Source organism: Pseudomonas sp. P5_A12 (genome assembly GCF_056400685.1).
On record NZ_JBFUKU010000060.1, the window covers coordinates 1 to 22,013 of the forward strand.

Below are 22,013 nucleotides of genomic sequence, written 5' to 3' on the forward strand. Positions count from 1 at the left end.
CAGTGACACCGCTTCGCGAGCAGGCTCGCTCCCACAGTGGATTTGTGTCGATCACATAATCCCTGTGGGAGGGAGCCTGCTCGCCATGACCACGCCACGGTGCAACTGAAGCCCCCAAAAAAAACGGAGCCCGAAGGCTCCGCTTTTCCTGCAATCAGCCCGGATCAGGCCAGTTTTTTGTGCCGTACACGATGCGGTTGGGTAGCCGCTTCGCCAAGACGCTTGCGGCGATCGGCTTCGTATTCGGTGTAGTTACCTTCGAAGAACACCGCTTGCGAGTCGTCTTCGTACGCCAGGATGTGCGTCGCGACGCGGTCAAGGAACCACCGATCGTGAGAGATCACAATGGCGGCACCCGGGAAGTCCAGCAGGGCTTCTTCCAGGGAACGCAGGGTTTCAACGTCGAGGTCGTTGGATGGTTCGTCGAGCAGCAGGACGTTGCCGCCCTCTTTCAGGGTCAAGGCCAGGTGCAAGCGACCGCGCTCACCACCGGACAGGTCCTTGACGAACTTCTGCTGATCGCCGCCCTTGAAGTTGAAGCGACCGACGTAGGTACGCGACGGGATCTCGTAGTTGCCAATGCGGATCTGATCCGAACCGTCGGAGATTTGCTGGAATACGGTCTTGCTGCCGTCCAGGTCTTCGCGGCTCTGATCGACGCACGCCAGTTGCACGGTTTCGCCGACTTCGATGCTGCCCGAGTCCGGCGTTTCCTTGCCCATCAGCATGCGGAACAGGGTCGATTTACCGGCACCGTTACCGCCGATCACGCCGACGATGGCGCCTTTAGGCATGGAGAACGACAGATTGTCGATCAACACCCGATCGCCGTAGCCCTTGGAGACGTTCTTGAATTCGATGACCTTGTCGCCCAGGCGCGGACCGGCCGGGATGTAGATCTCGTTGGTTTCGCTGCGCTTCTGGAATTCCTGCGATTGCATTTCTTCGAAGCGTTGCAGACGAGCCTTGGATTTCGACTGGCGGGCCTTGGCGCCTTTGCGCACCCACTCCAGTTCTTCCTTCATGGCTTTTTCGTGAGCCGACTGCTGCTTGGATTCGGCCGCCAGACGATTGGACTTGGCTTCGAGCCAACCCGAATAGTTGCCCTCGTACGGAATACCGGCGCCGCGGTCGAGTTCCAGAATCCAGCCGGCAACGTTGTCCAGGAAGTACCGGTCGTGCGTGATCGCAACCACAGTGCCCGGGAAATCGTGCAGGAAGTGCTCCAGCCACGCGACGGAATCGGCGTCCAGGTGGTTGGTCGGTTCGTCGAGCAACAACATGTCGGGAGCCGATAGCAGCAGGCGGCACAGGGCCACACGACGCTTTTCACCACCGGAGAGGAATTCGACCTTGGCATCCCACGCCGGCAGGCGCAGCGCATCGGCGGCGACTTCCAGTTGGCGGTCAAGGTTGTGACCGTCGCTGGCTTGCAGGATGGCTTCGAGCTTGGCCTGTTCTGCCGCCAGTTTGTCGAAGTCGGCATCTTCTTCAGCGTAAGCCGCGTAAACCTCGTCCAGACGTGCCTGGGCGTTCTTGATCACGCTGACCGCTTCCTCGACCACTTCACGCACAGTCTTGGTCGGATCCAGGATCGGTTCCTGTGGCAGGTAGCCGATGTTCAGCTCTGGCATCGGGCGGGCCTCGCCCTCGAACTCGGTGTCGACGCCAGCCATGATTTTCAGCAGCGTGGACTTACCCGAACCGTTGAGGCCGAGTACACCGATCTTGGCGCCAGGGAAGAACGACAGAGAAATGTTTTTCAGGATTTCCCGCTTCGGCGGAACAACTTTGCCCAGCCGATGCATGGTGAAGACGTATTGAGCCATGGAGAACCTTGGGTCAGTGACAGATGAATGATTGGAGCGCAGGCGAAGCCCGACCAGACCGCTGAAAAAGTCTGAGTTTAGGAGCTGGAACGCTCCCGCGTAACCGGCAAAGCTACCTGATTGACGGAAGGCAGTCCAGCCGAGCTGGACTGGCACTTAGCCACAACTCAAGGCATGCTAGCCGCCCTTCGGGCGTCCGACATATAGTGCACGTCGCGCCAGCCCAGCCAAACCGCAGGATTTCAGTTTGTCTCATGCCACTCCGCCCGTTTCCGAGAGCGCTCCCAGCCCTGCGACMGGCTCACCCCTGCGCGGAACCTTGAAGGGCACACTGGCCACCCTGGTCCTGTTGCTGCTCTCCCTACTGTTCTGGCAGTTGCTGGACCAGCTTCGCGAAACCCAGAAAAGCCAGCGCCAATACACCATCGATTACACCGCCGATCTGGCCGCGCAAGTCAGCCTGAACATGGCGCTCAACGCCCAGATCGCCCTCAACCTGCTACCGATCGTCGAACAACCGCAAAGCGCCGACGAACAGCAGGCGCTGCTGCGCAAGCTGCAACGGTCATTGCCCGAATTGCGCAGCCTGGCGTTGCTCAGCCCTTCCGGAAAGATCCTCAGTGACAGCGCCGATGACACACGGGACGCCGATTACCTGAGTGAATTGGTCCGGCGCAGTCACGCCCAGACGCACTACTTCAGCAACGCCGATGACGGTTCGGTGGTGCATCTTCTGTTGCATCAAGCCAGCGGTAGCACCCGAGGCTATTGGGCCCTGCGCCTGACGCCGAGCTTTTTCTCAGGCCTGACCAAACACGACGAAGCCGGTATCCGCCCGCTGTGGCTGGTGGAAAACCGGGTCAATCGCCAGATCATAAGCCGCGATGATGCATTGCCCTCAAACAAGCCAACCGTGCTGACACCGGATGAACTGGCCAGCAGCGTGCTGACCGTGCCCTTGAGCAACAGCGACTGGCAACTGCGCGGGTTGTTCGATCGCCAACGCGTGCTCGAAGACCTGCTGCCGGCATTCATTGGCAAATGCCTGCTGGGCCTGGCGTTCTCTTTACTGCCATTCATTGCACTTTTGAACATGCGTCGGCGTCAGCGCCAACTGAATGAGGGGCGTCGACGTTATCAGGACATTTTCGAAGGCACCGGCGTTGCCCTCTGCGTACTCGACGTGGCCGGGCTCAGGAGCTTTTTCGACAAGGCTCAGCTAAGCAGCCGCGAGCAATTGCAAACCTGGCTTGATTCCCCGGCACAACGTCGGCAACTGCTTCAGGAATTGCGTATCACCGAGGTCAACCAGGTTGCCCTGCAACTGCTCAACGTCAACTCTTGCGATCAAGCCTGGAACCTGCTGATAGACGGCAACCCGCTGGACGGCACCGCCATCGGCAATCAAGTGCTCGAAGCGGTGTTCAACCAGCAGAAGCAGCTTGAACTGGAAATCAAACTACAGGACGCCAATCACCGCGATCAGCATTTGTGGCTGGTCCTGCGCCTGCCAGTCAATCAGGACGACTATAAAGCCGTGATCCTGAGTATCACCGACATCACCAGCCGCAAACTGATCGAGCTGTCACTGCTGGAACGTGAAAGCTTCTGGTCCGATGTGGTGCGCACCGTGCCGGATCACCTGTACGTGCAGGACGTGATCAGCCAGCGGATGATTTTCAGCAACCACCACCTGGGGCATACCCTGGGTTACGACCGCACCGAACTGCATCAATTGGGTGAGTATTTCTGGGAAATCCTGCTGCACCCCGAAGACACCGATTACTACCACCGCTCACGCCAGACCCAGCGCCAGGGTGGCTACAGTCAATTGATGGAGTGCCAACTGCGCTTCCGCCACCGTGATGGCAAATGGCGCAGGTTCGAGATTCGCGAACAGGCCTTGGCACGGGACAAGCACAATCAAGTCACGCGGATCATCGGTGTGGCCAAGGACATCACCGACCAGATCGAAGCCAGTGAGTCATTACGCGACAGCGAGCGCCGTTACCGGATGCTTGCGGAAAGCATCAGCGACGTGATTTTCTCCACCGACAGCAAGATGTCCCTCAACTACGTCAGCCCCTCGGTGCAAGCCGCGCTGGGATATGACGTGGACTGGATCTTCCAGAACGGCTGGCAATCGATCATCGCCAACCAGCAGCAACTGACCGGCCTCTTCAGCCTGATGGATCGAGTCAGCAAAGCGCTGGATAAACCCGAAAAACTGGCGCTGTTGCGCGGCCAGGTGCACACCCAATTGTTCCTGTTCGATTGCCTTCGGGCCGACGGGCGCAAGATTCCCATCGAGCTGCGGGTGGTGCTGGTCTGGGACGAACACGGCGCATTCGAAGGCGTGCTCGGTGTCGGTCGCGACATCAGCCAGCAGCGCCGGGCCGAGAAAGACCTGCGCATGGCAGCCACGGTATTTGAACATTCGACCTCGGCCATTCTGATCACCGACCCGGCCGGTTACATCGTTCAGGTCAACGAAGCGTTCAGTCGCGTCAGCGGGTATGCAGTGGAGCAAGTGCTCGACCAGTTGCCGAACATGCTGACCGTCGACGAGCATCAGGAATCGCATCTGCGCTACGTGCTCAAGCAACTTCATCAGCACAACACCTGGGAAGGCGAAGTCTGGCTCAAGCGACGCAATGGCGAACACTACCCGGCCTGGGTCGGCATCACGGCCGTGCTCGACGATGAAGGGGATCTGGCCAGTTACGTGTGTTTCTTCAGCGACATCAGCGAACGCAAGGCCAGTGAACAGCGGATTCACCGCCTCGCCTACTACGACGCCCTGACCCATTTGCCCAACCGCACGCTGTTTCAGGATCGCCTCCACACCGCGCTGCAATCGGCGGAACGGCAGAAGTCCTGGGTGGTGTTGATGTTCCTCGACCTGGACCGTTTCAAGCCGATCAACGACTCCCTCGGTCACGCCGCCGGCGACCGCATGCTCAAGGACATGGCCACGCGCCTGCTCGACTGCGTCGACGATGACGACACCGTGGCGCGTATGGGCGGGGATGAATTCACCTTGCTGCTGCAGCCACGGGTCAACCGCGAAATCGCGCTGAACCGGGCGATTCATGTGGCAGAACAGATTCTCGCCAGCCTGGTGAAGCCCTTTGTGCTGGAAGGCCGCGAGTTCTTCGTCACGGCCAGCATCGGGATCGCCCTGAGCCCGCAGGACGGCAACGAACTCAGCCAGTTGATGAAGAACGCCGACACGGCGATGTACCACGCCAAGGAACGCGGCAAAAACAACTTCCAGTTTTATCAGGCGGACATGAACGCCAGCGCCCTGGAGCGGCTGGAACTGGAAAGCGACCTTCGCCATGCCCTCGAACAGAACGAATTCGTGCTGTATTACCAACCGCAGTTCAGCGGCGATGGCAAACGCTTGACCGGTGCCGAAGCCTTGCTGCGCTGGCGTCATCCGCGACGCGGGCTGGTGCCCCCGGGGGACTTCATTCCGGTGCTCGAAGAGCTCGGACTGGTGGTGGATGTCGGTGACTRGGTGATCAGCGAAGCCTGCCGTCAGCTCAAGACCTGGCACCAGACCAAGGTCCTTGTGCCGAAGGTTTCAGTGAATATTTCGGCACGACAGTTTTCCGATGGCCAGTTGGGCACGCGGATTGCCAACATCCTCAAGGAAACCGGCCTGCCGCCAGCGTGTCTGGAGCTGGAGTTGACCGAAAGTATCCTGATGCGCGAAGTCAGCGAGGCGATGCAGATTCTCGCCGGGTTGAAAAACCTTGGCCTGAGCATTGCAGTCGACGATTTCGGCACTGGTTATTCATCGCTCAACTACCTCAAGCAATTCCCGATCGACGTGCTGAAGATCGACCGTACATTTGTCGATGGCCTGCCGTCCGGTGAACAGGATGCACAGATCGCCCGGGCGATCATTGCCATGGCTCACAGCCTGAACCTGGCGGTGATCGCCGAGGGCGTGGAAACCCAAGAGCAACTGGACTTCCTGCGTGAGCATGGCTGTGATGAGGTTCAGGGCTATCTGTTCGGCCGGCCAATGCCGCCCAGCCAGTTTGAAGCACAGTACAGCAATGATGCGCTCTTCATGTTCGACTGATTGGAGCTAACAGCTCCGATCAGCCGAACATGAAGAAAGCTGCAAGCTGCAAGCTTCAAGTGGCAAGCTGCAAGCTGCAAGCTGCAAGCAAGAGCGAATCGGCTTTTACTTGTCGCTTGCGGCTTGTGGCTTGAAGCCCGCTTATCCGCAACCTGATTGTGTTTCATATCCCTTCTAAAAGCGGTTGGGTTAGAATGCCCCCCTTTTCTGCCCCCGATCCTTGAGGACCGCCATGTTCAGCCGTGATTTGACTATTGCCAAGTACGACGCCGACCTTTTTGCCGCCATGGAGCAAGAAGCTCAGCGCCAGGAAGAACACATCGAGCTGATCGCTTCGGAAAACTACACCAGCCCAGCGGTGATGGAGGCTCAAGGCTCGGTACTGACCAACAAGTACGCCGAAGGCTACCCGGGCAAGCGCTACTACGGTGGTTGCGAGTTCGTTGACATCGTCGAGCAGCTTGCAATTGATCGAGCCAAAGAACTGTTCGGCGCCGATTACGCCAACGTTCAGCCACACGCCGGTTCCCAAGCCAACAGCGCCGTTTACCTGGCCCTGCTGTCGGCTGGCGACACCATCCTGGGCATGAGCCTGGCCCACGGTGGTCACCTGACCCACGGTGCCAGCGTTTCGTCCTCCGGCAAGCTGTACAACGCCATCCAGTACGGCATCGACGCCAACGGCCTGATCGATTACGACGAAGTCGAGCGTCTGGCAGTTGAGCACAAGCCGAAAATGATCGTGGCCGGTTTCTCTGCCTACTCGCAGATTCTGGACTTCCCTCGCTTCCGCGCAATTGCCGACAAAGTGGGCGCTTACCTGTTCGTCGACATGGCTCACGTGGCCGGTCTGGTCGCCGCTGGCGTCTACCCGAACCCGGTGCCATTCGCTGACGTCGTGACCACCACCACGCACAAGACCCTGCGCGGTCCACGTGGCGGCCTGATCCTGGCTCGCGCCAACGCCGACATCGAGAAGAAGCTGAACTCCGCCGTATTCCCGGGCGCCCAGGGTGGCCCGCTGGAGCACGTGATCGCCGCCAAAGCGATCTGCTTCAAGGAAGCGCTGCAGCCTGAGTTCAAGGCCTACCAGCAACAAGTGGTGAAAAACGCCAAGGCCATGGCCGGCGTGTTCATCGAGCGCGGTTTCGACGTGGTCTCCGGTGGTACTGAAAACCACCTGTTCCTGCTGTCGCTGATCAAGCAGGAAATCTCCGGTAAAGACGCCGACGCCGCTCTGGGCAAAGCGTTCATCACCGTGAACAAGAACTCCGTACCTAACGACCCACGCTCCCCGTTCGTCACCTCCGGCCTGCGCTTCGGCACTCCGGCTGTAACCACTCGCGGCTTCAAGGAAGCAGAGTGCAAGGAACTGGCCGGCTGGATCTGCGACATCCTGGCAGACCTGAATAACGAAGCGGTGATCGACGCCGTTCGTGAGAAGGTCAAGGCTATCTGCAAGAAGCTGCCGGTGTACGGCGCTTAATCAGCCCGCTAAACCACAGCAATAAAAAAACCGGTCAGCGATGGCCGGTTTTTTTTCGTCTGCACGCTATGAGCCCTACTCCGCCGCCACTCGCGCAAACCCCTCGCGAATCTTCTCTTCCGGCARATCATCGGCAATAAATACGATCACGCTTTCACGCGACTCATCGTCCGCCCAATCCGTGTCCCAGTCGAATCCGTACAATTTCAGGACACCCTGAAACACCATCCGTCGCGGCTCGCCGGCAATGTTCAACACGCCTTTATAACGCAGCAATTGCTTGCCATGGTCTTCCAACAGTTCGTTCATGAACTCACTGAGTTTGTCGATATCCAGCGGCTTGTCGGTGCGCAGCACCAGACTGGAAATGCGGTCGATGGACGGTGCCGTGCTGACCGGGCGCAAACTCACGCCACCGCCGAGGTCGGCATTCAGGTTAAAACCACGCACGTCGAGCAATTCGGCCAAATCGATCTTGCCATGATCCACAACGCGGATCGGTGCGCGTCGGTTGATGCGGGTCAGGCGCTCACTTAATGCGGCGAATGTCGCTTCGTCCACCAGATCGCGCTTGCTCACCAGTAGGCGGTCGGCGAAACCGATTTGCGCCTGGGCGATGGTTTGGGTCAGGTGAGTGTCGGCGTGCGCCGCGTCCACCAGGGTGATGATGCCATCGAGGATGTAGCGCTCGCGCAGTTCTTCGTCGATGAAGAAGGTTTGCGCCACCGGAGCCGGATCGGCCAGGCCGGTGCATTCGATCACCAGACGGTCGAAGGCGATGTCGCCACGGTCCAGGCGTTCGAGCAACAGATAAAGCGCTTTGGTCAGATCGGTGTGGATGGTGCAGCAGACACAGCCGTTGGACAGCGTCATGACTTGTACCGGCTCGTCACCCAGCAGTTGGGTATCGATACCGGCATCACTGAATTCGTTTTCGATCACGGCGATTTTCAGCCCGTGCTCGGCTTTCAGCAGGTGGCGCAACAGCGTGGTCTTGCCAGCGCCGAGGAAGCCGCTGAGGATTGTTACCGGGATAGGGGGTAGCAAAAGAAAGTCTCCCATGCACTGAAAAAACTGTAGGAGCCTGGCTTGCCAGCGATGGCGTCTTCGAGATCGCTATCGCYGGCAAGCCAGGCTCCTACAAGTTTGTGTTACCTAAGCCTCGTGCTTCAACAGCACTTTGGCCCACCCTTGCCACCGTAACGAGCTTCCTGGCGTTCGCGAAAGAACATTTCGTAGCTCATCACCGGTTTGTCCGGGTGTTTGGTTTGCATATGCTCGACGTAGTTGTCGTAGTCGGGCATGCCGACCATCAAGCGCGCGGCCTGACCGAGGTATTTACCGAGGCGACTCAGGTCATTGAACATGTTTGCAATCCTCGATTACGCGTCCGGCAGGGCTTGGAATGGCGATTCTTTATCCGTACGCTCTTTTTTACCCCAGGAGGCAATGCCGACCTTGAGGGCAAAGAACAGAATGCTGAACACCACGAACAAGAACAGCACCGTCAGCGTTGCGTTGGTGTAGGCATTGAAGATCACGTGCTGCATCTGCGTGATGTCCTTGGCCGGGGCGATGATCTGACCATTGGCCAGCGCATCGCTGTATTTCTTGGCCAGCGACAGGAAGCCGATCGCCGGGTTGGCGTCGAACAGCTTGATGAAGCCTGCGGTGGTGGTGCAGATCAGCAGCCAGACCGCGGGCACCAACGTCACCCAGATGTAGCGTTGGCGTTTCATTTTGATCAGCACAACAGTGCCGAGCATCAGCGCGATACCGGCCAGCATCTGGTTGGAGATGCCGAACAGCGGCCACAAGGTGTTGATGCCACCTAATGGATCAATCACGCCCTGGTAGAGCAACCATCCCCACATGGTCACGCAACCGGCAGTGGCGATCAGGTTGGCGGTCCAGGATTCAGTACGTTTGAGTGCAGGCACGAAGGAACCGAGCAAATCCTGGAGCATGAAACGACCGGCACGGGTGCCGGCGTCGACAGCGGTCAGGATGAACAGTGCTTCGAACAGGATCGCGAAGTGATACCAGAACGCCATGGTGTTTTCACCCGGCAGGACACTGTGCAGGATCTGCGCAATACCGACCGCGAGGGTCGGCGCACCACCGGCACGGGCCAGGATGGTGGTTTCGCCGATGTCATGGGCCACCGCTTGCAGGGCTTCCGGGGTTATTGCAAACCCCCAGTTGCTGACCGCTTGCGCCACCGCCACCACATCGCCGCCGACCACGGCTGGCGGGCTGTTCATCGCGAAGTACACGCCTGGCTCGATCACCGAGGCGGCAACTATGGCCATGATGGCTACGAACGATTCCATCAGCATGCCGCCGTAACCGATGTAACGGGCGTTGGTTTCGTTATCCAGCAGCTTCGGCGTGGTGCCGGAGGAGATCAGCGCGTGGAAACCCGAGACCGCGCCACAGGCGATGGTGATGAACAGGAACGGGAACAGGCCGCCCTTCCACACCGGCCCGGTGCCGTCGATGAACTGGGTCAGCGCCGGCATTTTCAGCTCGGGCATGGTCACCAGAATACCGATCGCCAAGGCGACGATGGTGCCGATTTTCAGGAAGGTCGACAGGTAGTCACGCGGGGCCAGAATCAGCCACACCGGCAACACTGCCGCAACAAAACCGTAGCCAATCAACATCCAGGTAATCTCAATCCCGGTGAAGCTGAACGCCTTGGCCCAGACCGGGTCAGCAGCAATCTGCCCACCGAGCCAGATCGAGCCGAGCAGCAACAGCACACCGACCACGGAGATTTCACCAATGCGGCCCGGGCGGATGTAGCGCATGTAGATGCCCATGAACATCGCAATCGGGATGGTCGCCATGACCGTGAAAATACCCCATGGGCTCTCCGCCAGGGCCTTGACTACGATCAGCGCCAGCACCGCGAGGATGATGACCATGATCAGGAAGCAGCCAAACAGTGCGATGGTGCCGGGGATGCGGCCCATTTCTTCACGGACCATGTCGCCCAGAGACCGGCCATTACGGCGGGTCGACATGAACAACACCATGAAGTCCTGAACAGAACCGGCCAGCACCACGCCCGCGATTATCCACAGCGTACCGGGCAGGTAACCCATCTGCGCCGCCAATACCGGACCGACCAGAGGCCCTGCACCGGCGATGGCCGCGAAGTGGTGACCGAAGAGGATGTGTTTATTGGTCGGAACGTAGTCCAGACCGTCATTATTGAGTACGGCGGGGGTGGCCCGTCGCGGGTCGAGTTGCATCACACTGTTAGCGATAAACAGACTGTAGTAGCGATAAGCAACCAGATAAATGGCCACCGCAGCAACCACAATCCACAAAGCGTTGATCGCCTCCCCTCGGCGCAATGCCACTACACCCAAGGCGCACGCACCGACGATTGCCAGCAGAAGCCAGGGTAAGTGGCGTAGCGGGCTATTATTATTTTTCATTTTATGATTCCAGCCAGAGTGGACAAGAAAGACAGCCACCCCGAGTTTAGCTCTCCTGACAGCAAAGGCCATACCCCAACATTGCTCTAGACGCCTGTCTGTGCTGGCAGGCCTTGAGAATGCGGGTCTATAGTCAGCGCACCTTTTCGAGGATTGCGCCATGAGCGAACACGCAGCCGACCGCCGCCGCTTCAAACGTATCGCGTTCGATGCCAAGACCGAGCTGAGTCAGGGGGAATACATCTGGCCGGTGAAGTTGATCGACCTCTCGCTCAAGGGGCTGCTGATCGAGAAGCCCGAGCCGTGGCAAGGTAATCGAGAGTGGCATTTTCTCGTCGATATTCACCTCACCGACGAGGTTGCCATCAAAATGGATGTGCAACTGACCCACGATGATCATGGCCAACTCGGCTTCGTCTGCAAGCACATCAGCCTGGAGTCCATCGAGCGCCTGCGGCGGTTGATTGAACTCAACCTGGGGGATCCTGAGGAACTGGAGCGCGAGTTGGGCGCCCTTATCGAAGATTGAAACCACCACAAAACCAATGTGGGAGCGAGCCTGCTCGCGATAGCGGAGTGTCAGTCGACATATTTTTCACTGACCCACCGTCATCGCGAGCAGGCTCGCTCCTACAGGGATTGTGGTTTATTCGAACAAGGCGTCGAGTGCCTGCTCCAGACGCGTCACCGCAATAATCTGCAACCCCGGCGGGGCCTCTTTCGGCGCATTGCCCTTTGGCACGATGGCGCGCTTGAAGCCATGCTTGGCGGCTTCTTTAAGGCGCTCTTGGCCGCTTGGCACCGGGCGCACTTCGCCGGACAGACCGACTTCGCCAAACACCAACAGATCATGCGGCAGCGGACGGTTGCGCAAACTGGACATCACAGCCGCCATCAGCGCCAGGTCAGATGCGGTTTCCAGGACCTTCACACCGCCGACCACGTTGAGGAACACGTCCTGATCGTGGGTCGGAATGCCGCCGTGACGGTGCAAGACCGCCAGCAACATCGCCAGGCGGTTCTGATCCAGCCCCAGCGTGACCCGCCGCGGGTTGGCCAAATGGCTGTCGTCCACCAGTGCCTGGACTTCCACCAGCATGGGTCGTGTCCCTTCCCACGTCGCCATGACCACACTGCCCGGGACTTCTTCCTGAGCGCGGGTGAGAAAAATCGCCGAAGGGTTGGAGACTTCTTTCAAGCCCTTGTCCGTCATGCCGAACACACCCAATTCGTTGACCGCTCCGAAACGGTTTTTTACCGCGCGCAACAAACGCAAACGCCCATCGGATTCGCCTTCGAAATACAGAACGGTGTCGACCATGTGCTCCAGCACGCGAGGACCGGCCAGTGCGCCTTCTTTGGTCACGTGGCCCACCAGGAAAATCGCCGTGCCGCTCTGCTTGGCATAACGCACCAGCAAGGCCGCACTCTCGCGAACCTGGGAGACGCCACCCGGCGCCGATTGCAGTTGTTCGGTGAAGATCGTCTGGATCGAATCGATCACCATGACTTTGGGCTTTTCCAGCCGGGCCGTGGCAATGATGGTTTCGATGCAGGTTTCGGTCATCACCCGCAGTTGATCCTGCGGCAAACCCAGCCGGCGGGCGCGCATGGCCACTTGCTGCTGCGACTCTTCGCCGGTGACGTACAGCGCTGGCATGCTCTTGGCGAGGTTGCACAAGGTTTGCAACAGGATGGTCGACTTACCGATACCCGGGTCACCGCCGATCAGCACCACCGAACCGTCGACCAAGCCACCGCCCAGCACCCGATCGAGTTCGCTGGAGGCCGTGGAAAAGCGCGGGATTTCTTCGACGCTGACTTCGGCCAGGGTCTTGATCTGGGCTTGTTGGCCGGTCCAGCCGGTGCGTCCGCTCGGGGCGGCGGCGCCACCGCTTTCCACCATGGTTTCGGTCAGCGTGTTCCAGGCTCCGCACTCGCCGCACTGGCCGGCCCACTTGGGGAAGGTTGAGCCACACTCGGTGCAGCCGTACATGCGTTTGGCCTTGGCCATCTGAACTCCCGGCAAAAACCGCGATGATAGCTCAGCTGACGCCGATCAGCGCGGCGCTGCGGTGCGGATTTCACCGCTGGCCAGACGCGTGGCGCTGTTGCCCAATGGATCTTCGGTGTCCAGGTCCGCCCCTTTGGCCTTGAGTGCGTCGAGCAACTCGACACGCTGGAACAGTCCGGCGTACATCGCGGCAGTCTGCCCTGCGCCGTTGCGTTGGTCAGGACTGCAATGGGTCGCCAACAAGGTGCGGGCGATCTGGACTTCACCTTTGAAAATCGCCCCCATCAACGCCGTGTTGCCGCGCTGGTCCTGAGCGCAGGCGTCCGCCCCGGCAGCGAGCAATCGCTCTACTGCGGCGTCCTGACCGTGGTAGGCCGACAGAATCAGCRCGGTGTAACCCTTGCTGTCGCGAGTCTCGAGCGAGTAGCCGGCTTCAATAAAGGTTTCGAGCATGGGTACATCGCCACGGCGGGCGGCGTCGAAGTAGTAATCCTGTAACTGAACCGTCAGGGCTGCAGGGTCTTCAGTTGTGGCGCAAAACGCACCCGGCGACAAAGCCGCCAGCAATAGAAAAAGATAAATACGCATGACAAGCTCCTTGTCTTGACGGGACCTCACCCCGAGGCCCCGTTTTTCAGGCAAACGCGGTCAGTCAACCAGGTTGGCCGCCAGCGCCTTGACCCGGCTCAGATCACCCTTGGCCGCCTCGGTTACGCCAGCCCCGTATTCCGGGTCGGCTTTATAAAGGAAGGACAGGATGATGTGCTTGCTCTCGTCATCGGATGTTGCGAGCGAACCGCCGAAACTTTCGATCAGGTCCTTTCGCTCCTTTTTGCTGAAGGAACGATACAGATCACCGGCCTGCTTGAAGTTCTGCTCCCGCAGGATCTTCGCCTGCTGGGTGCTGCCCGACAGCGCCGATTGGCTGTAACGCGCGGCTTGAGACTCCTCACGGGGCATCAAACGGCTTGGCTGATAATTCACGCCCGTGCTGCTCTGGCCAACGTTCATCGCTCCATCCTGATTACCGTTATTCACGGCAACTTTTGGAGCGTTTATCGGTAACTGCAAGGCATTGGCACCCAGGCGATAAAGTTGGGTATCGGCATAGGAGAACACTCGCCCCTGCAATAAGCGATCTTCCGAAGGTTCGATGCCGGGAACTAGATTGGCTGGAGCCATGGCAACTTGTTCGGTTTCCTGGAACACATTCGCAGGATTACGATTCAAAACCATTTGTCCAACTTTTCGTTCAGGAACTCCGGGCCAAATCTTGGTTGCGTCCAATGGATCGAAATCAAACTTGTACAAGTCTTGAGATTTTAGAACCTGAACGTACAAGTCCCACTTTGGAAAGTCACCCTTGTCAATATGTGCTACCAAGTCATTGGTCATATGACTGTAGTCTTGACCTTGCACTTTTGTGACCGATTTCGGATCGAGATTATTGATACCCTGCAAACTCCTCCAATGAAACTTTACATAATGCACATCGCCACTGGCGTTAACTAATTTGTAGGCGTGCACCCCATTGCCGTCCATCTCCCGATAGCTGGCAGGCGTGCCGGCGTTGGAATACAACTCGGTCAAGGTGCGGGTGGCTTCCGGAATATGGGAGAAAAAGTCGAAACGCCGCGAATCATCGTCAAGGTTGGTGCGCGGGTCTGGTTTAAACGCATGGACCATGTCCGGGAATTTGATCGCGTCACGGATGAAGAAGGTCGGGAAGTTGTTACCCACCAGGTCCCAGTTGCCGTCGGCTGTGTAGAACTTGGTAGCGAAACCGCGAGGGTCGCGCAGGGTTTCCGGCGAATGGTTGCCGTGAACTACGGCGGAGAATCGCACGAATACGGGCGTGCTCTGGCCGCCAGCGAACACCTTCGCCTTGGTGAGGTCGCTGAGATCATTGGTCACGGTGAAGGCGCCATGGGCACCGGTGCCACGAGCATGCACCACACGTTCAGGAATGCGTTCACGGTCAAAGCGCTGCAGTTTCTGGATCAGTTGCACGTCCTGCAACAGCACCGGGCCGTTGGCGCCAGCGGTTTGTGAGTTCTGGTTGTCGCCCACGGCAGCGCCGTTATCACGGGTCAGATTGGCAGCGTGGACGGAGAAGGACAGCAGGCTGGCGGTCAAAACGCCAAGGGTATGCCGATGGGGAAAAGCCCCTATTCCAATGGTCGAAGTCATTTCAGGTTCCTCTGTTTTCAAGACGCACTCCCAGTGCGCTGACCCGAGGCTAGTGGCTAAGGCGGTAAAATTTAAATAGAAATAACGAAACGTGATGATTCAGAAATTTTTATCGAAAATCAGTCAGCTAGAGCGTATTTCGCGCGCGATTGCTGGCACTTTGCAAACTAATTGCCGGCAGGCAGATCGATAACCTCGATCAATGTAATAAGGTGTTTCGAGCAAGAGCCGTTTTGCTGCTTTACACTGCGTTCACCAACCTCATCTGTAACAAGGAAATAACCTATGGGCGTGATAAGTGAGTTCAAGGCCTTCGCGGTCAAAGGTAATGTGATCGACATGGCAGTCGGTATCATCGTCGGCGCAGCCTTCGGCAAGATCGTTACGTCGTTTGTCGGCGACGTCGTCATGCCACCCATTGGCTTGCTGATCGGCGGGGTGGACTTCAGTGACCTGGCCATTACGCTCAAGGCAGCCGAAGGCAATGCTCCGGCCGTGGTGTTGGCCTACGGCAAATTCATCCAGAGCATGATTGACTTCGTCATTGTCGCTTTGGCGATTTTCATGGGGATCAAAGCGATCAACCAACTGAAGCGTGAAGAGGCGGCAGCCCCAACACTGCCACCGGTTCCGAGCAAGGAAGAAGAGTTGTTGAGCGAGATCCGTGATTTGCTCAAGGCCCAGAACAATCGGCCCTGAACGATGGTTACAACTAGAAACGGCGCCCGTGAGGCGCCGTTTTTTTACCAAAAGTTTTCCACAGCCACTTGGCCTGGCCGTCGGCTGAGGCTCAGGTGCATGTCACGCTGTTTGAGCAGCTTGCGCGTGTCATCGATCATCTGCGGGTTACCGCACAGCATGACCCGCGAGTGCTCAGGTGTCAGCGCCACGCCTGCAGCCCGCTCCAGCTCGCCATTTTCGATCAGCGCAGTGATCCGCCCGCTCAGGGCGCCGGGGTGTTGTTCGCGAGTGACGGTAGCGATGAACTGCAACTTGTGGGCGTTTTCGGCCAGATAATCGCGCTGCCCCAACTCGGCTATCAGCGCCTGATACGCCAGCTCCCGAGCTTCGCGCACGCTGTAGACGAGGATGATGCGCTCGAATTTCTCCCATACCTCGAAGTCCTGCAGGATCGACAGAAACGGGGCAATGCCGGTGCCTGTGGATAACAACCAGAGGTCACGCCCATCGATGAAGCGATCGAGCGTCAAATAGCCAAAGGCCTGGCGGTCGACCAGCAATGTATCGCCGACCTCCAGTCGGCTCAGCTCGCTGGTGAACTCTCCACCTGGCACCACAATGGAGAAGAATTCGAGAAAATCGTCAAAGGGCGACGACACCATTGAATAGGCACGCCAAACCGTACTGCCATCGGCCTTGGTTACACCTAGCCGGGCGAACTGCCCTGCCCTGAAACKAAAACCCGGATCCCGGGTTGCCCGCAGGGTAAACAGGTTCGGGGTCAACGGCTGGACGTCGAGCAAGGTTTGGCGAGTAAACTTATCGGCACTGGCGGTCATGGGTCGCTCCATTGAACTGACCGCACCAGTGTCGCGCAAAGCAGACGATCTAAACACTGGTGATTTGTAGTGTCTTTGAAAATGAGCTCTCCTGTTATTGATTTAGCCTGACTTTATATTGCTAATGGCATACAGCAATTCGTACAAAAAACGACATCATTGAATGATGTATGCCATGTGACTTAGTTGTACTGGCTGTACAACCTCTAAGAACCAAACATTCAGCTCAGAAAATTTTCAAGAACAAAATAATTGCAGCATGTGTGTAAGATTACTCCTACACTCGGCACGTTCTGGATCGCGGATCCAATATGCACCCCCAAGATATCCGCATGGAGCTACTGCAATGGAAATGTGGAAGGAATCACAGTTAAGACAGATATCCGATGCCAAGGAAATTAAATCTGCGTATGAAATATCACTCGATCTCGTTCAGAGTCTTGGCTTCACTTTCTGTGCTTTTTCAATTACATCCCCCATCGAAGCGCATCATCGCGACAATGTGTGTTTTAWCAACTACCCGCTCGATTGGAATTCGAAATATGAACACGACCATTTCCGTGACGTAGATCCAATACTGGCTCATTGCAATCATTCAGAGATGCCGATCCTTTGGGAAGATGAAGTCTTCTCAAAGGCACCCCAGCTGAGGCAGGCGCAAAAAACATCAGGCTTGCAATATGGCTGGTCACAATCGTTTCATGACTGCAACGGTCTTCGCAGCATGTTTAGCCTGGCCAGAAACAACAGCCCGATCAAAGCCTATGAACTGTATGAAAATCTGGGCTACGCCATGTTCATCAACCACCAGTTGCATGAGCTCGTGGCTAAAAAACTGCGTCATCGCCTGTCGTCCGCATGCACACCTCATTTGTCGAAACGTGAAATCGAAATTCTGAAACTGTCCGCCGACGGCAAGACGGCTTATGAATGCTCTAGAATACTCAGCATCAGTGAACGCACCATCAATTTCCACGTACACAGTTTTATTCTGAAATTTGGCGTGAACAACAAGATTGCAGCGGTGATAAAGGCGGTGAGGATGGGTGCCATCTGAATCCGCACCAATCCAGGAAAACCTGCGAGTAATCCAGCCGAAAAAAACGTACCATTTGCGGTCCCCTGAGTGCTGCCGTGTACATCTTCACGACGCAGTGCACTCAGACGGCCCCGCCCGCTACAACGCTTCCGGCAGCGGGACACTACACTCGTTGATTACCCAGAGCCCCGCCTCATGCCCCTGCTCGAAACGCCCTTCGCCCAACTCGATCTGATCCGTCAGCCAGAACAGCAGAACGAACCGCTGCAAGCTTTCGATGCGGCCGACGAATACCTGCTCAACCATCTCGCCGAACAACACCCGTCGGCCGAGGCTCGGGTACTGGTGCTGAACGACAGTTTTGGCGCGTTGGCCGCCAGCCTCGCGGGCAAAGTCCGGGTGATCAGCAGTGGCGACTCGTTTCTGGCATTTCAGGGACTGGAGAAAAATCTGATCCGTAACAACCAGGCGTTTGACGCGGTGCCGAGAGTGCCAGCCAGCGAATCACTCAGCGGCCCGTTTGACCGGGTTTTGATCCGGGTGCCGAAAACCCTGGCGTTGCTGGAAGAACAGCTGATTCGCCTGCAAGGCCAGTTGGCGCCGGGCGCTCAAGTGATTGCTGCGGCGATGATCAAGCATCTGCCACGTGCTGCCGGTGATCTGCTTGAACGCTACATCGGCCCGGTGCAAGCCTCCCTGGCGGTGAAAAAGGCCCGGCTATTGATCGCCACGCCTGAAGCAAAAGCCCCGGTCGCATCACCCTACCCTTCGCGCTATCAACTCGACGAACCGGCCATTGAACTGTTGAACCACGCCAATGTGTTTTGCCGTGAAGGACTGGACATCGGCACCCGGGCCTTTCTGCCACACCTGCCAAAGAACCTCGGCACTGCGCGAGTCGCGGACCTCGGTTGCGGTAATGGCGTGCTGGCCATCGCCAGTGCCCTGCAAAACCCGCAAGCGCAGTACACGCTGGTGGACGAGTCGTTCATGGCCGTGCAATCAGCCAGCGAAAACTGGCGCGCGGCGTTGGGTGACAGAGAAGTCATGGTGCGGGCCGGTGATGGCCTCGCGGGACAGGAACCTCAATCCCTGGACGTGGTGTTGTGCAATCSGCCGTTCCATCAGCAACAAGTCGTCGGCGACTTCCTCGCCTGGCGCATGTTCCAGCAGGCCCGAGAGGCGCTGGTGGTGGGCGGTGCGCTGTATATCGTCGGCAACCGTCACCTGGGTTACCACAGCAAGCTTGCCCGACTGTACCGTGGTGTCGAGCAAGTGGCCGCTACGCCAAAATTCGTGATTCTCAAAGCCCGCAAATAGGCACTGAAAAAAACCCTCCGCACAGGAGGGTTGTAAATCCGAGCCCCAAGGCAACGGGATGGGATCTTCAGTGCGTGGTCAGACCTGCGGCATTCATGAACATGCGCATCAGGCTGGCCACGATAAACAGGGCGACAACGCTACCGCCCCAGATCAGGACCAGCCAGCCGAGCCGCTGCCACAGCGGTTTTTTTTCGGCTTCTTCAATGTCGTGCAGGGAATGTTTGCCGTTCATTGCATCGATCCTCAGTAGATCGATGGCGCCACTGAGGGCGCCATCGTCGGAACGCCGCCCGGAGCAGGCTCGCTCCCACAGTGCTAGTGATAACCGTCTTCGTGGGTCACCTTGCCGCGGAACACGTAGTAGCTCCAGAAGGTGTAACCCAGGATGAACGGGATGATGAACAACGTGCCGACCAGCATGAAACCCTGGCTTTGCGGCGGTGAAGCAGCGTCCCAGATCGAGATGGACGGAGGCACGATGTTCGGCCACAGGCTGATGCCCAAACCGCTGTAGCCGAGGAAGATCAGCATCAACGTCAGCAGGAACGGCATGTAGTGCGCATGGCGGGCGACAGCGCGGATCAAACCGTACATCGTCGCCAGCACCAGAATCGGTACGGGCATGAACCAGAACAGATTGGGCAGCGTAAACCATCGGGCGGAAATTTCGGGGTGAGTCAATGGTGTCCAGATGCTGACGATACCGATCAACGCCAACACCACGAAGGCGAGCGGCCGCGCCAGGCCGAACATTTTCTTTTGCAACTCGCCTTCGGTCTTCATGATCAGCCAGGTGCAACCAAGCAGCGCATAAGCCATTACCAGTGCCACGCCGCAAAACAGGGTGAACGGTGTCAGCCAGTCCAGTGAACCACCGGCGAACTGACGATTGACCACCGGCAACCCATCAATAAAGGCCCCCAATGCCACGCCCTGGAAGAAGGTTGCGGTGACGGAGCCGCCGATAAAGGCCATATCCCAGAGGTGACGCTTGTCGTCCTTGGCCTTGAAGCGAAACTCGAACGCCACGCCACGGAAGATCAGCCCGATCAGCATCAGGATCAGCGGCAGGTACAGCGCCGAGAGCACCACTGAATAGGCAAGCGGGAACGCGCCAAACAACGCAGCGCCGCCCAGTACCAGCCAGGTTTCGTTACCGTCCCACACTGGTGCAACGGTGTTCATCATCACGTCACGGTCGGTCTTGCCCGGGATGAACGGGAAGAGAATTCCGATCCCCAGGTCGAAACCGTCCATGACCACGTACATCATGATGCCGAAGATGATGATCACGGCCCAGATCAGCGGAAGATCAATACCCATGGCTCAAATCTCCTTGGTCAGGCTGGGGCTGTGGTCACTGGCGCCATCATCGTCTGCGGCAGACAGCGGACGGGCCGGCGTACGCTTCTTGCCGGGACCGCCGTCATTGGTTTCCTTGCCTTCGTCGACTTCCGGCCCTTTGCGCACCAGGCGCATCATGTAGCCCAGACCGGTTCCGAACAGCGCGAAATAGACCACGACGAACAGAACCAGCGTGATGCTCATCTGCATGAAAGTATGGTTGGAGGACGCGTCCGCCGTGCGCATCAGGCCGTAGACCACCCACGGCTGACGGCCGACTTCGGTGGTAAACCAACCCGCGAGGATCGCGATCAGGCCAGACGGCCCCATCCACAACGCCAGGTAAAGGAACGGCCGCGAGGTGTACAGCCGGTCACGCTTGCGCAGCAACAGGCTGCACAAACCGGTGAAGATCATCAGCATGCCCATGCCGACCATGATCCGGAACGTCCAGAACACAATGGTCGAATTGGGCCGGTCTTCAGGCGGGAACTCCTTGAGCGCTGGCACCTGTTTTTCCAGCGAGTGGGTGAGAATCAGGCTGCCGAGATACGGAATCTCGACGGCGAATTTGGTTTTCTCTTCTTTCATGTCCGGCCAGCCGAACAGGATCAGCGGGGTCGGTTCATCCCCGATGTTTTCCCAGTGTCCTTCAATCGCAGCAATTTTCGCCGGCTGATACTTGAGGGTATTGAGGCCGTGGGAGTCACCGATGACGGCTTGAATCGGCGCCACGATCAAGGCCATCCACATGGCCATCGACAGCATCGTGCGAATGGCCGGGTTGTCCTTGCCGCGCAGCAAGTGCCAGGCCGCCGAGGAACCGACGAAGAATGCGGTGGCCAGGAACGCCGCCGTTGCCATGTGCAGAAGGCGGTAGGGGAACGAAGGGTTGAAGATCACGGCCAACCAGTCGGTGGGAATCACCTGACCATTAACGATTTCGAAACCCTGCGGTGTTTGCATCCAGCTGTTGGAGGCCAAAATCCAGAAGGTCGAGATCAGCGTGCCGATGGCCACCATGACCGTGGCGAAGAAATGCAAATTGCGCCCGACCTTGTTCCAGCCAAACAGCATGACGCCCAGGAAGCCGGCTTCGAGGAAGAAGGCTGTGAGTACCTCGTACGTCAGCAATGGCCCGGTCACCGAACCGGCGAAGTCCGAAAAGCGGCTCCAGTTGGTGCCGAACTGATAAGCCATCACCAGCCCGGAAACCACGCCCATGCCGAAGTTGACGGCAAAGATCTTCGACCAGAAGTGATACAGGTCGCGGTACGTGTCGTTATGGGTTTTCAGCCACAAGCCTTCGAGCACCGCCAGGTAGCTCGCCAGGCCAATGGTGATGGCCGGAAACAGGATGTGAAACGAAATTGTAAACGCGAACTGAATTCGGGCGAGATCAAGTGCCTCTAAACCGAACATAAGTCTTCCTCTGTCAGGTAATACGGCTGCTGGCTGGAAGCCTGCACCCAAGGGCCCCCACGGGTATGGAGTGCGGCGAATTCAAATTCGTTCTTTTTTAAAAGCCTCACCACGCACGGAGCCTGGCCGGATGGCCGTCGGATCAATTCCATTTGGGGTTTTGATCTGGATCAATCAACGTTGAAAGAGTAGTCCCATTTCTGGCCATGAACCGCGTGGTCTTTTGCCGCGTGACAAGTTGCCCCATGACCGCAGACATGCGCTGCAATGCTTTCCCTGTGGGAGCGAGCCTGCTCGCGAT

General features: G+C 57.9%; 17 protein-coding genes. 6 read left to right on the plus strand and 11 right to left on the minus strand.

The genetic code is table 11. The annotated features are described in order from the left end of the window. Nucleotides 1-164: 164 nt before the first annotated feature. Complete coding sequence (gene ettA, locus AC1DSG_RS10980) at nucleotides 165-1,829, minus strand: energy-dependent translational throttle protein EttA (RefSeq protein WP_477790904.1); 1,665 nt, start codon at nucleotides 1,827-1,829, stop codon at nucleotides 165-167. Between the two features lie 247 nt (nucleotides 1,830-2,076). On the opposite strand from ettA, the gene AC1DSG_RS10985 reads away from it, so the two are divergent. Together AC1DSG_RS10985 and glyA are read left to right on the plus strand one after the other, a co-directional pair. After that, a complete protein-coding gene (locus AC1DSG_RS10985) occupies nucleotides 2,077-5,925 on the plus strand; it encodes a sensor domain-containing protein (protein WP_477790905.1) in 3,849 nt (1,282 codons plus the stop codon). 232 nt (nucleotides 5,926-6,157) lie between these two features. After that, entirely contained in the window at nucleotides 6,158-7,411 is a 1,254-nt protein-coding gene (gene glyA, locus AC1DSG_RS10990) for a serine hydroxymethyltransferase (RefSeq protein WP_477790906.1), read from the plus strand. Between the two features lie 75 nt (nucleotides 7,412-7,486). Here glyA and yjiA read toward each other — a convergent pair whose 3' ends face one another. The 3 genes from yjiA to AC1DSG_RS11005 all read right to left on the minus strand — a co-directional run bounded on the left by yjiA (nucleotide 7,487) and on the right by AC1DSG_RS11005 (nucleotide 10,860). Next, a complete protein-coding gene (yjiA, locus tag AC1DSG_RS10995; protein ID WP_477790907.1) occupies nucleotides 7,487-8,458 on the minus strand; it encodes a GTPase in 972 nt (323 codons plus the stop codon). A gap of 122 nt (nucleotides 8,459-8,580) precedes the next feature. Continuing rightward, on the minus strand, nucleotides 8,581-8,778 hold the full coding sequence (locus AC1DSG_RS11000) for a YbdD/YjiX family protein (protein ID WP_007895266.1): 198 nt from the start codon (nucleotides 8,776-8,778) through the stop codon (nucleotides 8,581-8,583). 15 nt (nucleotides 8,779-8,793) lie between these two features. Beyond that, entirely contained in the window at nucleotides 8,794-10,860 is a 2,067-nt protein-coding gene (locus tag AC1DSG_RS11005; RefSeq protein ID WP_477790908.1) for a carbon starvation CstA family protein, read from the minus strand. 160 nt (nucleotides 10,861-11,020) lie between these two features. Between AC1DSG_RS11005 and AC1DSG_RS11010 the strand changes: the two genes are divergently transcribed. Then, complete coding sequence (locus AC1DSG_RS11010) at nucleotides 11,021-11,389, plus strand: PilZ domain-containing protein (RefSeq protein ID WP_477790909.1); 369 nt, start codon at nucleotides 11,021-11,023, stop codon at nucleotides 11,387-11,389. A 117-nt stretch (nucleotides 11,390-11,506) separates the two neighbouring features. Here AC1DSG_RS11010 and radA read toward each other — a convergent pair whose 3' ends face one another. Genes radA through katB form a run of 3 tightly spaced genes read right to left on the minus strand, consistent with a single transcriptional unit; the run spans nucleotide 11,507 to nucleotide 15,064 of the window. Further along, nucleotides 11,507-12,874 carry a DNA repair protein RadA gene (radA, locus tag AC1DSG_RS11015; protein ID WP_007946583.1) on the minus strand — a complete coding sequence of 456 codons (1,368 nt, stop codon included), beginning with the start codon at nucleotides 12,872-12,874 and terminating at the stop codon, nucleotides 11,507-11,509. Between the two features lie 45 nt (nucleotides 12,875-12,919). After that, nucleotides 12,920-13,462, minus strand: coding sequence for an ankyrin repeat domain-containing protein (locus AC1DSG_RS11020; RefSeq protein WP_477790910.1), 543 nt, complete (start codon nucleotides 13,460-13,462; stop codon nucleotides 12,920-12,922). Between the two features lie 60 nt (nucleotides 13,463-13,522). Next, nucleotides 13,523-15,064 carry a catalase KatB gene (gene katB, locus AC1DSG_RS11025; protein ID WP_477790911.1) on the minus strand — a complete coding sequence of 514 codons (1,542 nt, stop codon included), beginning with the start codon at nucleotides 15,062-15,064 and terminating at the stop codon, nucleotides 13,523-13,525. A 285-nt stretch (nucleotides 15,065-15,349) separates the two neighbouring features. Here katB and mscL point away from each other — a divergent pair, with 285 nt between their 5' ends. After that, nucleotides 15,350-15,763: a large-conductance mechanosensitive channel protein MscL gene (mscL, locus tag AC1DSG_RS11030; protein WP_046028605.1), complete on the plus strand. Its 414-nt coding sequence runs from the start codon at nucleotides 15,350-15,352 to the stop codon at nucleotides 15,761-15,763. Between the two features lie 44 nt (nucleotides 15,764-15,807). On the opposite strand, the gene AC1DSG_RS11035 is transcribed toward mscL, so the two are convergent. Then, nucleotides 15,808-16,584: a ferredoxin--NADP reductase gene (locus tag AC1DSG_RS11035; protein WP_477790912.1), complete on the minus strand. Its 777-nt coding sequence runs from the start codon at nucleotides 16,582-16,584 to the stop codon at nucleotides 15,808-15,810. 346 nt (nucleotides 16,585-16,930) lie between these two features. Here AC1DSG_RS11035 and AC1DSG_RS11040 point away from each other — a divergent pair, with 346 nt between their 5' ends. Both AC1DSG_RS11040 and AC1DSG_RS11045 read left to right on the plus strand, forming a co-directional pair. Then, nucleotides 16,931-17,641 (plus strand): autoinducer binding domain-containing protein, encoded by a 711-nt coding sequence (locus tag AC1DSG_RS11040; RefSeq protein ID WP_477790913.1) that lies wholly within the window; start codon nucleotides 16,931-16,933, stop codon nucleotides 17,639-17,641. Between the two features lie 177 nt (nucleotides 17,642-17,818). Then, nucleotides 17,819-18,943, plus strand: coding sequence for a methyltransferase (locus AC1DSG_RS11045; protein WP_477790914.1), 1,125 nt, complete (start codon nucleotides 17,819-17,821; stop codon nucleotides 18,941-18,943). 67 nt (nucleotides 18,944-19,010) lie between these two features. Here AC1DSG_RS11045 and AC1DSG_RS11050 read toward each other — a convergent pair whose 3' ends face one another. The 3 genes from AC1DSG_RS11050 to AC1DSG_RS11060 form a co-directional block, all read right to left on the minus strand. Then, entirely contained in the window at nucleotides 19,011-19,178 is a 168-nt protein-coding gene (locus tag AC1DSG_RS11050) for a DUF2474 domain-containing protein (protein ID WP_477790915.1), read from the minus strand. An 83-nt stretch (nucleotides 19,179-19,261) separates the two neighbouring features. Next, nucleotides 19,262-20,269 (minus strand): cytochrome d ubiquinol oxidase subunit II, encoded by a 1,008-nt coding sequence (cydB, locus tag AC1DSG_RS11055; RefSeq protein ID WP_477790916.1) that lies wholly within the window; start codon nucleotides 20,267-20,269, stop codon nucleotides 19,262-19,264. A gap of 3 nt (nucleotides 20,270-20,272) precedes the next feature. Beyond that, on the minus strand, nucleotides 20,273-21,712 hold the full coding sequence (locus tag AC1DSG_RS11060; RefSeq protein WP_477790917.1) for a cytochrome ubiquinol oxidase subunit I: 1,440 nt from the start codon (nucleotides 21,710-21,712) through the stop codon (nucleotides 20,273-20,275). Nucleotides 21,713-22,013: the final 301 nt, after the last annotated feature.

Excerpts from the sequence above, each read along its gene's own strand:
- ettA (WP_477790904.1), bottom strand. The coding sequence starts at position 1,829 with ATGGCTCAATACGTCTTCACCATGCATCGGCTGGGCAAAGTTGTTCCG.
- glyA (WP_477790906.1), top strand. The coding sequence starts at position 6,158 with ATGTTCAGCCGTGATTTGACTATTGCCAAGTACGACGCCGACCTTTTT.
- AC1DSG_RS11000 (WP_007895266.1), bottom strand. The coding sequence starts at position 8,778 with ATGTTCAATGACCTGAGTCGCCTCGGTAAATACCTCGGTCAGGCCGCG.
- AC1DSG_RS11005 (WP_477790908.1), bottom strand. The coding sequence starts at position 10,860 with ATGAAAAATAATAATAGCCCGCTACGCCACTTACCCTGGCTTCTGCTG.
- AC1DSG_RS11010 (WP_477790909.1), top strand. The coding sequence starts at position 11,021 with ATGAGCGAACACGCAGCCGACCGCCGCCGCTTCAAACGTATCGCGTTC.
- radA (WP_007946583.1), bottom strand. The coding sequence starts at position 12,874 with ATGGCCAAGGCCAAACGCATGTACGGCTGCACCGAGTGTGGCTCAACC.
- katB (WP_477790911.1), bottom strand. The coding sequence starts at position 15,064 with ATGACTTCGACCATTGGAATAGGGGCTTTTCCCCATCGGCATACCCTT.
- mscL (WP_046028605.1), top strand. The coding sequence starts at position 15,350 with ATGGGCGTGATAAGTGAGTTCAAGGCCTTCGCGGTCAAAGGTAATGTG.
- AC1DSG_RS11050 (WP_477790915.1), bottom strand. The coding sequence starts at position 19,178 with ATGAACGGCAAACATTCCCTGCACGACATTGAAGAAGCCGAAAAAAAA.
- cydB (WP_477790916.1), bottom strand. The coding sequence starts at position 20,269 with ATGGGTATTGATCTTCCGCTGATCTGGGCCGTGATCATCATCTTCGGC.
- AC1DSG_RS11060 (WP_477790917.1), bottom strand. The coding sequence starts at position 21,712 with ATGTTCGGTTTAGAGGCACTTGATCTCGCCCGAATTCAGTTCGCGTTT.